The organism is Vibrio sp. D420a (assembly GCF_030248625.1).
In the GTDB taxonomy this organism is placed as follows: Bacteria; Pseudomonadota; Gammaproteobacteria; order Enterobacterales; family Vibrionaceae; genus Vibrio; species Vibrio fortis_A.
On record NZ_JAHGAN010000013.1, the window covers coordinates 1 to 15,234 of the forward strand.

15 protein-coding genes are annotated in these 15,234 nt (G+C 46.8%); all 15 read right to left on the reverse strand.

Annotated elements, in window-relative coordinates:
• Positions 1-44 precede the first annotated feature (44 nt).
• The 15 genes from KI743_RS10990 to fliM all read right to left on the reverse strand — a co-directional run bounded on the left by KI743_RS10990 (position 45) and on the right by fliM (position 15,233).
• Positions 45-1,157: a chemotaxis response regulator protein-glutamate methylesterase gene (locus tag KI743_RS10990; RefSeq protein ID WP_285466426.1), complete on the reverse strand. Its 1,113-nt coding sequence runs from the start codon at positions 1,155-1,157 to the stop codon at positions 45-47.
• A gap of 13 nt (positions 1,158-1,170) precedes the next feature.
• Positions 1,171-3,372 carry a chemotaxis protein CheA gene (locus tag KI743_RS10995; RefSeq protein ID WP_285466428.1) on the reverse strand — a complete coding sequence of 734 codons (2,202 nt, stop codon included), beginning with the start codon at positions 3,370-3,372 and terminating at the stop codon, positions 1,171-1,173.
• Positions 3,373-3,381: 9 nt separating this feature from the next.
• A complete protein-coding gene (locus tag KI743_RS11000; protein WP_150895501.1) occupies positions 3,382-4,113 on the reverse strand; it encodes a protein phosphatase CheZ in 732 nt (243 codons plus the stop codon).
• 111 nt (positions 4,114-4,224) lie between these two features.
• Positions 4,225-4,593 carry a chemotaxis response regulator CheY gene (gene cheY / locus KI743_RS11005; protein ID WP_008218307.1) on the reverse strand — a complete coding sequence of 123 codons (369 nt, stop codon included), beginning with the start codon at positions 4,591-4,593 and terminating at the stop codon, positions 4,225-4,227.
• Between the two features lie 43 nt (positions 4,594-4,636).
• Positions 4,637-5,371: an RNA polymerase sigma factor FliA gene (locus KI743_RS11010; protein WP_152468337.1), complete on the reverse strand. Its 735-nt coding sequence runs from the start codon at positions 5,369-5,371 to the stop codon at positions 4,637-4,639.
• Entirely contained in the window at positions 5,364-6,251 is an 888-nt protein-coding gene (locus KI743_RS11015) for a MinD/ParA family protein (RefSeq protein WP_032549648.1), read from the reverse strand. Before KI743_RS11015 ends, KI743_RS11010 begins: the two co-directional genes overlap by 8 nt.
• 13 nt (positions 6,252-6,264) lie before the next feature.
• The gene (gene flhF, locus KI743_RS11020) at positions 6,265-7,743 is read right to left on the reverse strand and encodes a flagellar biosynthesis protein FlhF (protein WP_285466433.1); all 1,479 of its coding nucleotides are present in this window, start codon (positions 7,741-7,743) and stop codon (positions 6,265-6,267) included.
• A 27-nt stretch (positions 7,744-7,770) separates the two neighbouring features.
• Entirely contained in the window at positions 7,771-9,870 is a 2,100-nt protein-coding gene (gene flhA, locus KI743_RS11025) for a flagellar biosynthesis protein FlhA (protein ID WP_285466434.1), read from the reverse strand.
• A 191-nt stretch (positions 9,871-10,061) separates the two neighbouring features.
• The gene (gene flhB / locus KI743_RS11030; protein WP_032549651.1) at positions 10,062-11,192 is read right to left on the reverse strand and encodes a flagellar biosynthesis protein FlhB; all 1,131 of its coding nucleotides are present in this window, start codon (positions 11,190-11,192) and stop codon (positions 10,062-10,064) included.
• Between the two features lie 197 nt (positions 11,193-11,389).
• On the reverse strand, positions 11,390-12,172 hold the full coding sequence (gene fliR / locus KI743_RS11035; RefSeq protein ID WP_032549653.1) for a flagellar biosynthetic protein FliR: 783 nt from the start codon (positions 12,170-12,172) through the stop codon (positions 11,390-11,392).
• Positions 12,173-12,177: 5 nt separating this feature from the next.
• The gene (fliQ, locus tag KI743_RS11040) at positions 12,178-12,447 is read right to left on the reverse strand and encodes a flagellar biosynthesis protein FliQ (RefSeq protein WP_004739854.1); all 270 of its coding nucleotides are present in this window, start codon (positions 12,445-12,447) and stop codon (positions 12,178-12,180) included.
• Between the two features lie 11 nt (positions 12,448-12,458).
• Positions 12,459-13,298 (reverse strand): flagellar type III secretion system pore protein FliP, encoded by an 840-nt coding sequence (fliP, locus tag KI743_RS11045; RefSeq protein WP_032549756.1) that lies wholly within the window; start codon positions 13,296-13,298, stop codon positions 12,459-12,461.
• A gap of 64 nt (positions 13,299-13,362) precedes the next feature.
• Entirely contained in the window at positions 13,363-13,755 is a 393-nt protein-coding gene (gene fliO, locus KI743_RS11050; protein WP_150871445.1) for a flagellar biosynthetic protein FliO, read from the reverse strand.
• Positions 13,755-14,165: a flagellar motor switch protein FliN gene (gene fliN / locus KI743_RS11055; protein ID WP_004739851.1), complete on the reverse strand. Its 411-nt coding sequence runs from the start codon at positions 14,163-14,165 to the stop codon at positions 13,755-13,757. Before fliN ends, fliO begins: the two co-directional genes overlap by 1 nt.
• Positions 14,166-14,189: 24 nt before the next feature.
• Positions 14,190-15,233: a flagellar motor switch protein FliM gene (gene fliM, locus KI743_RS11060; RefSeq protein ID WP_032549655.1), complete on the reverse strand. Its 1,044-nt coding sequence runs from the start codon at positions 15,231-15,233 to the stop codon at positions 14,190-14,192.
• Position 15,234 lies beyond the last annotated feature (1 nt).

A 15,234-nucleotide genomic window follows, 5' to 3' on the forward strand; every position in this document is an offset into this window, starting at 1 on the left:
CACCTTTTTGGTTTGCAACACTCCAAACAATCATGATGCGCTACCTAAGCTAAGCCAACTTCAACCAACATTCTCTCGGCGATTCGCTCAAGAGGAAGGTCTTCAGTTGAAATGCCCGCTTTAGCAACCGCTTGAGGCATACCATATACAACACAGCTGTCTTCATCTTGTGCCCAAATGGTTGAACCTGCAGATTTAAGCATGCGTGCACCCTCACGACCATCTGCACCCATTCCGGTAAGTACCATAGACAGCACTTTGTCGTTATAGATCTTCGCCGCAGAGCCAAATGTCACATCCACACAAGGTTTGTAGTTCATGCGGTCGCCACCATCGATGATACGCAGTCGAGCTGAACCCGGACGGCCATCTATCATCATCTGTTTACCACCTGGTGCTAGATAAGCAACGCCAGGCTTTAACATGTCGCCATCTTGAGCTTCACGCACTTCAATCTTACATAAGGTGTTCAAACGACTCGCAAATGCTGCGGTAAATGTTGCTGGCATATGTTGAATCAACACAATTGGATGCGGGTAATTCGCAGGAATACGTGTCAGAATCTTCTGAAGTGCTACTGGGCCACCCGTTGATGTACCAATAGCAGTCAACTGATACTTCTTACCTGATGCGCGGAACTTGGCTGCCGCAGGCTTAGCCGGAGCAGCTGTTTGGCGCAACGAAGAGACTGCAGGTGCTGCCGTTGATGCAGCTGGCGTCACTGGGCGAGAAATCGAAGCTGTACGTCTTAGTAGCGCACGCTTTGATGCGATCTCAATAACACGTTGTTGTAGCAGTGAAACTGCCTCATCACGGTTTCGAGCAATGTCTTCAAACTTTTTCGGCAAAAAGTCTAGAGCACCTGCATCCAACGCATCCAGTGTTGCCTTCGCACCATCGTGTGTTAACGAAGAGAACATTAGAATCGGCGTTGGTGTTGCAGCCATGATTTCACGGACGGCAGTAATACCGTCCATAACTGGCATCTCAATATCCATTGTGATGACATCAGGTCTCAGCCTTTTGGCTTTTTCGACCGCTTCTTTGCCGTTTACGGCAACGTCAATGACTTCTAGGCGCGCTTCTGAATTGATGATCTCGCTTACTCGACGACGGAAAAAGCTCGAATCATCAACGACTAATACTTTAATCGCCATATTTATCCTTAAATTAAATTCTAGACGCTGCTGCGTACTGCTTCAGTAGATCTGGTACATCTAAGATAAGAGCAATATGACCATCACTGGTGATCGTTGCTCCCGCCATACCTGGCGTGCCTTGTAGCAAATTATCTAGAGGTTTAATTACCACTTCTTCTTGGCCGATCAAAGTATCAACCACAAAGCCAACACGTTGACTTCCGAGTTGTACAATAACCACGTGACCGTGGCCTTTACGTAGCTCAACGATGCCTGCTTTCGGTGCTAGCCAATTCTGTAGATAGAATAGCGGGATCGATTTTTCACGAACGATGATCGTTAGCTGACCATCAACTACGTTTGTACGGCTAAGATCTAAGTGGAAGATCTCGTTTACTGATGCCAATGGCAGTGCGAATGGGTGACCAGCAACACCAACCATCAATGTCGGTAGAATTGCTAGCGTCAGTGGAACCTTGATTGTGATCTTAGTTCCTTTACCCATTTCTGAGTCGATATCGATAGAACCGTTCAGGGTATTGATCGCAGTTTTAACTACGTCCATACCTACACCACGGCCAGAGATATCTGAAATTTGTTCTTTACTTGAGAAGCCTGGAGCAAAAATCAGGTTGAAACACTCTTTGTTTGAAAGACGAGATGCAGCATCTTCATCCATCAAACCACGTTTCACCGCAATTGCACGAAGTTTATCTGGGTCCATACCGCCGCCATCATCAACGATAGCCAATTCGATATGATCACCCTCTTGAGAAGCAGACAGGATCACTTTACCAGTACGAGACTTACCAACAGCAATACGTGCTTCAGGCATCTCAATACCATGGTCAACTGAGTTACGAACCAAGTGAATCAATGGATCCGCAAGAGCCTCTACTAGGTTCTTATCGAGATCGGTCTCTTCACCACGCATCTCAAGTACAATGTCTTTCTTAAGGCTACGAGCCAAGTCACGTACAACGCGTGGGAAACGGCCAAATACTTTCTTAATTGGCTGCATACGCGTCTTCATTACTGCACCTTGTAGGTCTGCAGTAACTACGTCTAAGTTAGAGACAGCTTTCGACATTTCTTCGTCGTTGCTGTTCAAACCTAAGCTCACTAGACGGTTACGTACCAGCACAAGCTCACCAACCATGTTCATGATGGTGTCTAGTGTTGAAGTATCAACACGTACGGTTGCTTCCGCTTGTTGCTTCTTAGCGGCAGGTGCTTTTGCTTCTGATTTAACAGGCGCTGGCGCTTTCACCGGTTCAGGGGTTTGTACCGCTGTAGGTGCAGCTACAGGCTGAGGCGCAGTTGCTACTGGAGCAGGAGCTGGCTTCACTTCAGCTGGCTTGGTCGCTGCATCTAACTCTTCTGCTGATGGGCCATTACCTGAACCATGCAATTGATCGAGCAGTTTTTCAAACTCTTCATCCGTCATCAGGTCATCGCCATCTGCGCTTGCAGAAACTGAGGCAACTGGTGCTGCTGGCGGTGGAGGCGGTGGCGCTGCGCTCGCGTTAGACGGGCTGTTACCTGCACCATGTAATTCATCGAGTAGCTTTTCAAACTCATCGTCTGTGATGTCGCCGCTATCTACCGCAGGTGCTGGCGCTGGAGCTGGAGGCGGTGTCGCTTCCGCAGCTGCAGTTGGTGAACCACCCTTACCGTGCAGTTCATCTAGCAGTCTTTCGAATTCATCCTGAGAGATTTCATCGACTGATGATGCATTGATATTGGTATCAGCTGGTGCTGCAGGTTCAGGTGCAGCAACAGGTTCAATGACGGGTGCTGGCGCTTCAACTACAGGTGCAGGAGCAGCAACCTCATCTTCTGATTCTGGTTTACATAGACGATGCAATTCATCCAGCAGAGACTGTTCTGCAGGCTCTAAAGGCTCTCGGTCTTGAACAGCTTGGAACTGTACGTTGACGGTATCCAGTGCTTGAAGCATGGTATCCATCAAACCTGCAGTTACGCTACGTTGGCCATTTCTTAGAATGTCGAACACATTCTCGGCGCCATGACAGGTATCAACCAGTTCAGTAAGTGCAAGGAAACCTGCACCACCTTTCACGGTATGGAAACCTCGGAAAATAGCATTTAGTAGATCTTTATCATCTGGGTTGTTCTCAAGTTCTACCAACTGTTCAGAAAGTAGTTCGAGAATTTCGCCCGCTTCGACTAAAAAGTCCTGAAGAATGTCTTCGTCTAATTCGTAGCTCATACGTTACCTTTAAAATCCAAGACTGGATAACAAGTCATCGACTTCATCTTGAGATGCCACTGCGTCTGCTCGCTCTTCAGGGTTCATGATTGGCCCTTCAGGTTCGGTTGACGCTTTTTTATCGGTCTCTTTATTTTGGCTAGCTTGATCCGCACCAAACACGGTCAGGATCTCAACTAAGCGGCCCTCAACTTCATTCACAAGAGTGATAACCTTACCAATGATTTGGCCAGTTAAGTCTTGGAAGTCTTGAGCCATCAAGATTTCAGTCAGTTGTCCGCGCAGTTCGGTGCTATCACCTTCTACCTGAACAAGTAATCCATCAATGCGGTGACATAAAGCTTTAAATTGTGCCAGCTCAATGCGGCCATGCATCAGTTCATTCCATTGAGGCCTTACTTGAAGTAAACACTCGTGTAGGTTGTCTGCGATTGGCATACAACGATCGACCGCGTCCATCGTTTTATTTGCTGCGACTTCCGTTTTATCAATGACATATTGAAGGCGATCCCGAGCGTCTGGGATTTCATCATTTGCGATAACACTAATGCGTTCATCGAAATTGAATTGTGTCAAAGAGTCATGGAGATCGCGGGTCAGAGAACCTATTTCTTGAAGCATTGGGTTGTCTTGAAGACCAACATTCTCTTCATACATGCTTCTAACAAGAGAATCAGCTTGTTGCTGCTCATCGTTTTCAAGCAGCTCTACTAATTTTTTTGCTTGTTCTAATGAAATCATCCTGAATTCGGCCTTACTCCGCATATACTACGACGCTTCAATCTATGGGATAAACGGGAAACCAAAAAGTTATTGCTCCCCCAGAAGCGCCTAAATCTTTCTCTCTGAGGCTTATAAGCGCTCAAAAATCTTATCTAGTTTTTCTTTTAGCGTTGCAGCAGTGAAAGGCTTAACAATGTAACCATTAACACCCGCTTGCGCTGCTTCAATGATCTGCTCACGTTTTGCTTCTGCAGTGATCATAAGTACAGGCAAGTGCTTCAGCTCCGCATCAGCACGGATGTGCTTCAGCAAGTCGATACCTTGCATCCCAGGCATGTTCCAGTCAGTTACCACGAAATCAAATTCGCCTTTTTTCAGCATAGGAAGTGCGGTTAGACCGTCATCTGCTTCTTGAGTGTTGTTGAAACCTAAGTCACGAAGTAGGTTTTTAACAATACGGCGCATCGTTGAAAAATCATCAACAATGAGAATTTTCATGTTTTTGTTCAAATTAGCCTCCACTGAATAAAAATCAGTGTTGTTAGTCGTTCTGTGTCCAGGCACTTAATTTAGTGCGCAGACGCTGCATAGATTGGCTCAATATCTGGCTGACACGAGATTCGCTGACACCTAATACTTCCCCAATCTCTTTTAAATTGAGTTCTTCGTCATAGTAAAGAGATAGGACCAAGCCTTCTCTTTCTGGAAGTTGTTTTATTGAATCGATCAAAGCTTGTCGAAACGACTCATCAGCAACGCCCTGAAAAGGTAAGTTATCTTGAGAGTCTTCATTCGGAGATATTACATCATCTGAGACGCCTAAATCTTCGATTCCGACCAACTTTGAACAATTTATATCCGTTAAAGCGCTGTGATACTGCTCTAAAGTCAGTCCCATGTGCTTCGCGATTTCAGCATCGCTTGGATCTCGGTTCAAAGTCGCTTCAAGTTCAGCAATCGCATTGCTGATTTCGCGGTTGTTCTTATGAACCGATCTCGGCACCCAGTCGCCTCGTCGGATATCATCCAGCATTGCACCACGAATTCGAATGCCAGCGTAAGTTTCAAAACTCGCGCCTTTTGAACCGTCGTAGTTCTGCTGTGCTTCAATCAAGCCGATCATACCAGCTTGAATCAAGTCATCCACCAATACATTAGGCGGCAATCGCCCCAACAAGTGATGAGCGATACGTTTAACCAGCACAGAATACTTCTCGAAGAAGGCTTGTTGCCCATCGAGGTTTCCGCGTTGATTGTAGGTAAGCGCTTTATTCACCAAATGGTTCCTCTGCATATGTACTGCGATTTAACAGACGTTCCACGAAAAATTCCAAGTGACCACTTGGTGTTTTCGGAATCGGCCAAGTTAACGCTTTATTCGCCAATGAGCTAATTGCTAACGCAGCTGGAGAGCGTGGGAACGCATCCACCACGATTTTCTGTCTCTTGACTGATTGACGTACTTTATCATCTAGAGGTATACATGCTACGAGTTCGAGGCTCACATTCAAGAAACGCTCTGTGACAAGCGTCAATTTTGCAAATAATTCTCGCCCTTCACGGTAACTTCTGACCATATTTGCGACAACTTTGAATCGCTGAACCTGATGTTCACGACTCAAAAGCTTAATCAAGGCATATGCATCAGTGATCGAAGTTGGTTCATCACAAACGACTACAACGACGTCCTGTGCCGCTCTTGAGAAGCTCACAACCATGTCAGATATACCAGCAGCTGTATCGATTAACAAGACGTCCATTTCATCTTCTAGCGTACCAAACGCTCGAATCAGACCGGCGTGTTGCGCGTGCGATAGTTCGGTCATGCTCTGAGTGCCTGACGTCGCTGGAATAATCTTGATTCCGTGTGGGCCTTCCACAATCGCGTCTTTTAGCTCGCACTCACCCGCCAATACGTGGCCTAGGTTTCGTTTAGAACGAATACCCAACATGATGTCTACGTTAGCCAGGCCTAAATCGGCATCCAGCACCATAACCTTCTTGCCCTGACGTGCCATACAGATAGCCAGTCCAAGAGTGACGTTAGATTTACCCACACCACCTTTACCACCAGTTACCGCAATAACTTTGGTCAAAGAAGGCTTTGTTAAGCGACGGAGGCCGCTAGCTTGGTCATGTATCATATTTTCAGTCATATTTATCCGCCGCCTAGAGTCCTTCAGAATCGCTATTCCAGTAGTGAGGTTCATTCTCTGTCGATTTCTCGAGTAGCTCATTCGCCTTAGCAATCATGTACTTCGGTTGAGCGATAACGATATCTTCAGGAACTCGTTGACCATTTGCGATGTACGCAACTGGTAATGCATTTTGTATTACTACACTGATGAATTCACCCAAACTTAGCGATTCATCTAGCTTAGTTAGGATGCATCCCGACAGCGGGATTCTTCTAAAGTGTTCTATCGTCTCTTGCAGAACTTTGCGCTGCGCTGTAGCCGGCAACACCAAGTAGCTGTGAATTACGGAACCACTCTCTTGCATCAGTGTGTCTAACTGCTCAGACAGGCGAACATCTCTCTGTCCCATGCCTGCAGTATCAACCAGAATTAGGCGACGGTTACGCAGTTGATATATAACATCGGCCAATTCTTTAGAATCTTTAGCAACTCTTACGGGACAACCCATAATTCTTCCATATATTGAGAGTTGCTCATGTGCACCAATTCTATAGGTGTCGGTTGTAACGAGTGCAACATTGTCTGCACCGTACTCCATTGCAGCTCGAGCAGCGAGCTTCGCAACGGTTGTGGTTTTACCTACGCCAGTTGGCCCTAAAAGAGCCACAACGCCACCACGTTTAAGAATATCTTTCTGGGTTACTGTGATCTGATCCGCCACCAGCGCCAATAGTGCTTTCCACGCTCGCGCAGGTTTGGTGTCTTCAGGGATATAACAGGCCATTTGGTCAGCAAGCTCTGGAGAGACACCCATACGTTCAAGTCGTTTGATCAGCATTGCGCGTAGTGGTTCACGACGCTCGACCTCTTGCCACATCAGTCCAGAAACTTGATGTTCAAGGAGACGACGAATTGAGGTCATCTCTTCACGCATGGTTTCCATTTCAGAATCTGAGTTACGTGACGACTCTGGCTCACGTCCACGGTCGTAACGAGTTGGGTCTAAGCGATGTGGTGGACGCTCAACACGCCGATCTTCTGCAATTAATTTAGCAAGGCCTGACTCATGAGAAGAGAACGCTGAATCAACATTGTGTTTGTTACCCGACTGTCGGTTTAACAACGCAGATAACGAATCTTCGTTTTCCGCACGATGTTGAGATTCTTCCTCTGCGCCATGGCTGTACTGCTTAAGCATACTCGCAAAGCGTTTGGTCATTGAACGGCCGCTCTCTGAGCCAGAACCGCCAATACTCACTTTGTCATCATCAAGCTGACGCTGACCCGATTTTGGTGCGGCCATTTGCGTATACTGACTCTGCGAAGGCTGAGGCTTGTTAAGTCGTGGCGCCGCTGCTGGTTGGTTAGACTCACCATCAATAGCTGCAACGATTTCAACGCCACCTGCGACCTTTTTGTTAGACATGATCACAGCATCGGAACCAAGTTCTTCTTTCACTTGGAGCAACGCTGTTCGCATATCTTTTGCAAAAAATCGTTTAATTTTCAATTCAATAGTCCGTTCTAATTACGCGGATTAGTTTCCAACAGCTTGTACGATTCGGATCTGCTTCTCGTCTGGGATCTCTTGGTAAGAGAGGACTCGTAAGCTCGGGATCGTGTTCTTAACAAACTTGGCTAATGTTGATCGCAATACACCAGAAGTAAGCAGTACCGCTGGTTCTCCTTTAAGCTCTTGCTCTTGGGTTGCCTGACTTAGTGACGTCTGTAAACGCTCTGCCAATCCAGGCTCAATTCCCGCAGATTCACCTCCGGATGCCTGCATAGTTTGATGCAAGATTTGTTCCAGCTCAGGAATTAGTGTTATAACAGGCAATTCAGGCTCTATCCCATTGATTTCCTGAACAATTAATCGTTTCAGAGAGATACGAACTGCAGCTGTAAGAATGTCAGGTTCTTGACTCTTGCCCGAATACTCCGCCAAAGTTTGTACGATAGTGCGCACATCTCGAATCGGAATCGCTTCATTAAGTAGGTTCTGAAGCACTTTAACCACCACACCCAGTTGCAGTTGGTCTGGTACAAAGCCTTCCACCAGCTTAGGTGCAGAGCGGCTAAGCATCTCCAATAGATTTTGAACTTCTTCATGACCAAGCAGTTGTGATGCGTTATTAGTTAACAACTGGCTCAGGTGAGTCGCCAATACTGTTGATGAATCTACGACGGTATAACCCAGAGCTTGTGCATGTTCACGCTGCTCTTCACGGATCCACACCGCTTCTAGGCCAAACGCTGGGTCAATGGTTGGTTCACCATCGATCATGCCGTAGACCTGACCAGGGTTAATCGCCAGTTCCATGTCCGGCTTGATCTCAGCCTCACCGACTGCCACGCCCATTAGAGTAATTCGATAGCTGTTGGGGGTTAATTCGAGATTGTCACGAATATGAACCGCTGGAATAAGGAAACCAAAGTCTTGAGACAGTTTTTTACGTACACCTTTAACGCGTTCAAGCAACTCACCGCCTTGGTCTTTGTCAACCAAAGGAATCAAACGATAGCCCACTTCTAGGCCGATGGTATCAACAGGCTGAACATCATCCCAAGATAGCTCTTTTTGCGCCGGTGCTTCGCCACCTGGCTCCATCGCAGCAGGCAGTTTCGGTTCTTTGGCTTTTTGCTTCTGCTTTTTATCAATGAAATACGCACCAGCTCCTGCTGCTATCGCTAGAGTCAAAAACGCAAAGTGAGGCATACCCGGCACAATACCCATCACACCAAGAATCGCCGCGGTGATCATCAGAGCTTTCGGGTTGTCGAACATCTGGAACACCAGTTGTTGCCCCATGTCTTCATCGGTGTTCTGACGAGTTACCATCATTGCTGCTGCAATCGAAAGCAATAGCGATGGAATCTGTGCAACCAAGCCATCACCAATGGTTAGCAGGGTGTAGATCTCGATCGCTTCGCCAAAGCCCAGGCCGAACTGCGCCATACCGATGCTCAAACCACCAATAATATTGATAAAGAGAATCAAGATACCGGCAATAGCATCACCTTTAACGAATTTTGACGCACCATCCATTGAGCCGTAGAAATCGGCTTCTTTGGTCACTTCAAAACGACGAGTACGCGCTTGCTCTTGGTCAATCAAGCCTGCATTCAAGTCAGCATCGATTGCCATCTGCTTACCTGGTAATGCATCCAAGGTAAAACGTGCACTTACTTCTGAAATACGACCAGCACCTTTGGTTACAACCATGAAGTTAATGATCATCAAGATCAAGAAGACCACCAGACCGACAGCGTAGTTACCACCAATTACCACGTTACCAAATGCCTCGATAACGTTACCGGCCGCATCTCCCCCTTCATGACCATAGAGAAGAACCACACGCGTTGATGCCACGTTCAGCGCAAGTCTTAATAGCGTTGCGATAAGCAGTACCGTAGGGAAAGCTGCAAAGTCGAGAGGTCGTCGGGTATAAACCGTTACCAATAACACCACCATTGCCAACGCGATGTTAAAGGTGAAAAACATATCCAGTAGGAAAGCTGGGATCGGTAAGATCACCATAGCGAGCGTCGCCAAGACCATCACTGGCGCACCTACAGCTGGCATCGCGCGGTTTGGTAGCTTGGGTAGCTTATCCGAGAGAGGTAAGGAGAATTTCATAAATCAGGACTGCATCGCTATCTTTGATGCCACTGCGAAATACCGCGACATCAGGGTTATCAAATCAGCATTGGTATAGCAAGCACCATACCAGTGTCGAGTCGTCAATTTATCGACACTGCATCATGACGACATTGATTTTCGTTAACCGTCATTATCCGCATTCACTCGACTCAGCTCAAGTATTTGATCTAATGACGTAACTCAGGTGGGATCGGCATATTAGATTGTTGCAGTTTCGGGCGTTCACCGCCACGTTTACGGTACTGCTTAAGCTGGAAAACATACGCAAGCACTTGCGCCACTGCCGTAAACAAGCCGTCAGGAATTTGTTGTTCAAGCTCTGTTGTATGATATAGAGCACGTGCAAGAGGCGGCGCAGGTACGATATAGATATCGTGTTCACGTGCCACTTCACGTATCTTCATCGCCATATGATCAACGCCCTTAGCAACAACAACAGGCGCCTTGTCCTGGTCTTGCTTATAACGAAGTGCAACTGAGAAGTGCTCTGGGTTGGTGACGATAACATCGGCTTGTGGAACGTCCGCCATCATGCGGCGCTGTGCAGCTTCACGCTGAAGCATACGAATACGCCCTTTCACTTCAGGCTTACCTTCCGTATCTTTGTATTCGTCTTTCACTTCTTGCTTAGTCATCTTCAACTGGTCAGCGTGTTGCCAGATTTGAAATGGAATATCGATAGCCACCACAATTAACAAAGAGCAACTGATCAATAGGATGAAATTAAGCAGAATGTCGAGCGCGTGAAAGATGTTTTGTGGATAGACATCCATACTCAGCTGCATTAGGTCGCCTTGTGAGGCTTGAATCAGATAGATGGCCATACCCGACACCAGTGCCACTTTAAGGATCGACTTAATCAACTCTACCCAACTCTGCATACCAAACATTCGCTTGATACCACTGAGTGGATTTAACTTGGATGCCTTAGGCATTGCTGCTTGCATTGAGAAGCTGATCCCGCCGACACCAGCAGCGCCAATAACGGCAGCAACAAACAGCGTTACCAGAATGAGAAGCAGCGGAAACAGCAAGTTGACCATCGCACCACCCGCTATTTCTAGCAATTTAGTAGTGTCAAAGATCTCTTCACGACTGAGAGAAAACAGACGTTGCATCGCTTCGAATAGTGCTTTGGCCATAGATTCACCAAACCACATTAAAGCGACTGCTCCGATAATTAGTACTGACGCTGACGCGAGCTCTTTTGACCTTGCAACCTGCCCTTTCTCTTTGGCCTGTTGCAAGCGTCTGGGCGTGGCCTCTTCTGTGCGTTCTTGACCGTCTGACTCTGCCAATTCAGCCTCCTGCTATTTATACCAATCGTAGTAAATAATTGCTCACCCTAGCTTGTTAAAACGCTCGATAACTGCGTTAAAATTTTTGATTGTAGGATAACTACTTATCGAAAAATTCTGCCTTGTTCTCAAGCCTTTTTCCTGCGCTATTTTTGATCACTTACCTACTGTGATTGGTATTACTAGGGTCTATTGACCTAACAATCCAACCGGATCAAGCGACAAATTTGTTGTTCGCCTTGCATCCAGAATAGTTCATAGTGACCATATAGGCCGCCCAAGATGTACCAACATAATAGCAAACCAACCAACAACGCAAACGCGAAACCGAGCGAGAAGATATTCAGTTGTGGCGCGGCACGCGTCATTACACCAAACGACAGGTTAATCGTCAGTAGCGCAATAATGCCCGACAGTGACATCGCCAACGCCGTTTTGAACATAATACCAAGCCAAAGAGCCAGCTCTCTAAAATCAACAGCAGTCAGTGAACCACTACCAATCGGTAGGGTTTTAAAGCTAAACACCACCAGCTGTAGCATTTTTAGATGGCCGTCGGTGACCAAGAAAAACATGGTCGCGAGGAACATAAACAGCTGGCCAAGAACCGGAGTGTTTTGTCCGTTGGCCGGGTCAACCATCGACGCGAAGCCCAAGCTCGATTGCATACCGAGAATCTGACCCAGCATTACGAATGTCTGAATCATAAACTGGGTCACAATCCCCATCGCGATACCAATTAACACCTGCTCAAACAATGTCAAAAAGCCCTTAAACGAGAGCAGTTCAATATCTTGTGGGACAGCAGGAATGGCTGGCATCACTGCAAAAGTAATCGCGAGACCAAGATAGAGGCGAATACGGGGTGAAACAAAGCGCGCCCCGGTTACCGTCATCACCATCAACATTGATGAGATGCGAGTATAAGGCCAAAAATAGTTCGCTAACCAATCGAGAACAACGGACGCCGGGTATTCCATAGGCGTTAGTACAAGACTTGCGGCAGACGCTCAATGAGTTCGAAAAAGAACTCCATCATCATCTGCGTCATCCAGTGCGCAAACAGCATCAGAGCCAAAAGCGTCACAATCAGACGGGGTAAGAAACTCAAGGTTTGTTCGTTAATCGAGGTCGCGGCTTGGAAAATTGCCACAACCAGACCAATTAACAAACTCGGGATGATGATGGCACATACCATGATGAGTACCATCCAAAGTGCATCCCTAAATAACTCGACAAATATCTCTGGATTCATGTTTCCCCCAGCTACAAGGCAAAACTGCCGGCGAGGGTGGAGAGTATCAAGTTCCAGCCATCAACCAATACAAACAGCATAAGTTTGAATGGTAGCGATACGATCATTGGCGAGAGCATCATCATACCCATTGCCATCAATACCGAGGCGACAACAAGGTCAATGATCAAAAATGGTAAGAACAGCATGAAGCCAATCTGGAATGCCGTCTTAAGCTCAGAGGTGATAAACGCAGGTATCAGAATCGCCATCGATACGTCTTCTGGATTTTGTACTTCAGCGCCTGAGATCTGCACGAAGGTCTCTAAGTCTTTAATTCGAGTCTGCTTTAGCATAAAGGCTTTGATCGGCTCCTGAGCCACGTCAAACGCCTGTCGAGCGGAGATCTGTTCATTCAAGTATGGCTGAACGGCTTGTTCATTTACCTGATTGATCACCGGAGACATGATAAAGAAGGTTAAAAAGATAGCGATACCAATAATCACTTGGTTAGATGGCGTCTGTTGTAGCCCCATCGCCTGACGCAAGATAGACATCACGACTACGATACGCGTAAATGACGTCATCAAGATAACCATAGCCGGCAAGAAGCCCAGCATGGTCATTAGTGCCAGAATCTGAAGGTTAATCGAGTAGTCTTCGCCACCTTCATCATTGGTAGTCATGGTAAAGGCGGGAATACCTCCACCGCTGCCAGTGAGGCTACCTGTGGTAATGGTTTGAGCTGACGCTTGGTCCTGCTGCATTGTGCTGACCGTAACGGACTCAGATCCTGCGATGTTTGCTGGAATTGGTCCATCTTCGGCTTGCGCCATTGCAGATTGACTCAACAATAGCGACACCATCAGCATGAGAGTGATACATACTGATGTCAGAGCTGAAGTGAAATTATGACTCGTTGAGTGAGTAAATCCGTTACTTATTGGCATCTTTCTTCATTAGCTGAGAGAGTTGGTTTGAAAAGGTATTTTTTTCCAACATCTCTTTTGATAAAGGCTCTTCAAGCTTTGAGATTAGCTGAATCGATTGGCTGGTAATGCCAACCAAGAACTGCTCTTCTCCCGCTTGAACAATCGCGATACGCTCTTTAGTGCCTACCGGAATCTGGCGAATGATCGACAAACCTTGCTGATTGGTCATCGCAGGTACTTGCATACGCTTAAGAAGCCAAGCAAGAAATAAAATGAAGCCTATAACCAAAATTAGCGACCCAAATGTGGTCGCTAAATCGAGGTCTGGCGCGGCAGCAAATGCATAAGAAGGGGCCATGATTAACCCCATCACCAGCGCTTGAATCCACACTGCCATTAACGCAGCTTCTTAATACGTTCTGTCTGGCTGATTACGTCGGTCAAACGAATACCAAACTTGTCATTGACCACAACCACTTCGCCATGGGCAATCAAAGTTCCGTTAACCATCACATCCAAAGATTCGCCCGCGATACGGTCAAGTTCTACTACTGAACCTTGGTTTAATTGCAGCAAGTTACGGATACTGATTTGCGAGCGACCGACTTCCATAGAAATAGTCACCGGAATATCCATGATGGTGTCGAGCTTACGACGCTCATCTTCAGAGATTGGCGAGGAAGAATCAGTCAACTCATCCAGTGGTGCCGCTAACACGTCGTCCACATCAATCGAAGGTGCCGACGGATCTTCACCAAGTGCGGCAGCCCATTCGTCTGCCAACTTTTGATCTTCACTAGGTTCCATTACCAAATCCTATTTTCGTACTTATTATTCGTTGTCTTCATCATTCTCAAGTTCAGACATCAAGTCTTTACCCAAGAACGCAAGGTCTGTTTTAACCACGTGTGGTCGTTCAATCTTCTCTGATATCTGTACGGCCAGCTTCTCTCCAGAGCGCCCCATTTTCACACGATAGGTTGGGAGCTCTTCAACAAACATGGTCGCATGTTCTGGCATATCCATTGGGATAACGTCACCTGGGCGTAGCTCCATTAGGTCACGTAGCGAGATATCTTGCTCAAGAAGGTTTACACGGAAGTTAACCGGTACATCCATGATTTCATCGCGCAGAGCGGTGCTCCAACGCACATCGGTTTCCATCTTATCTGACTGAACACCGGCATCGAGCAATTCACGGATTGGCTCCACCATGGAGTACGGCATAACAACGTGGAAATCACCACCGCCGCCATCGACTTCAATATGGAATGAGCTCACAACGATCACCTCGGTTGGGCTCACGATGTTTGCCATGCTTGGGTTTACTTCTGAATCTAGATATTCAAACTCAACGCCCATCACTGGAGACCACGCTTCTTTGTAGTCTTCAAACACTATTTTAAGCAGCAGTTGGATGATACGACGCTCAGTTGGGGTAAATTCACGACCTTCAATCTTGGCGTGGAATCGGCCATCACCACCAAAGAAGTTCTCTACCAGAATGAATACTAGACGTGCTTCCATGGTGATCAGCGCCGTACCTTTCAGCGGTCTGAAGCGCACCATGTTAAGACTGGTCGGTACGTACAACGTATTTTGGTATTCACCAAACTTCATCATTTGTACGCCGTTAATCGAGACTTCTGCCGTTTTTCTCAACATATTAAACAAGCTGATGCGCATGTGACGCGCAAAACGCTCGTTAATAAGCTCGAGGGTCGGCATTCGACCACGGACGATTCGATCTTGAGAGGAGAAGTCAAAGTTGACGGCATTATCCGACTCAGTCTCTAAGACTTCTTCTACCTCTTCAACATCATCTACGCCGTGTAACAGCGCATCAATTTCGTCTTGGCTTAATAAATCGGTCACA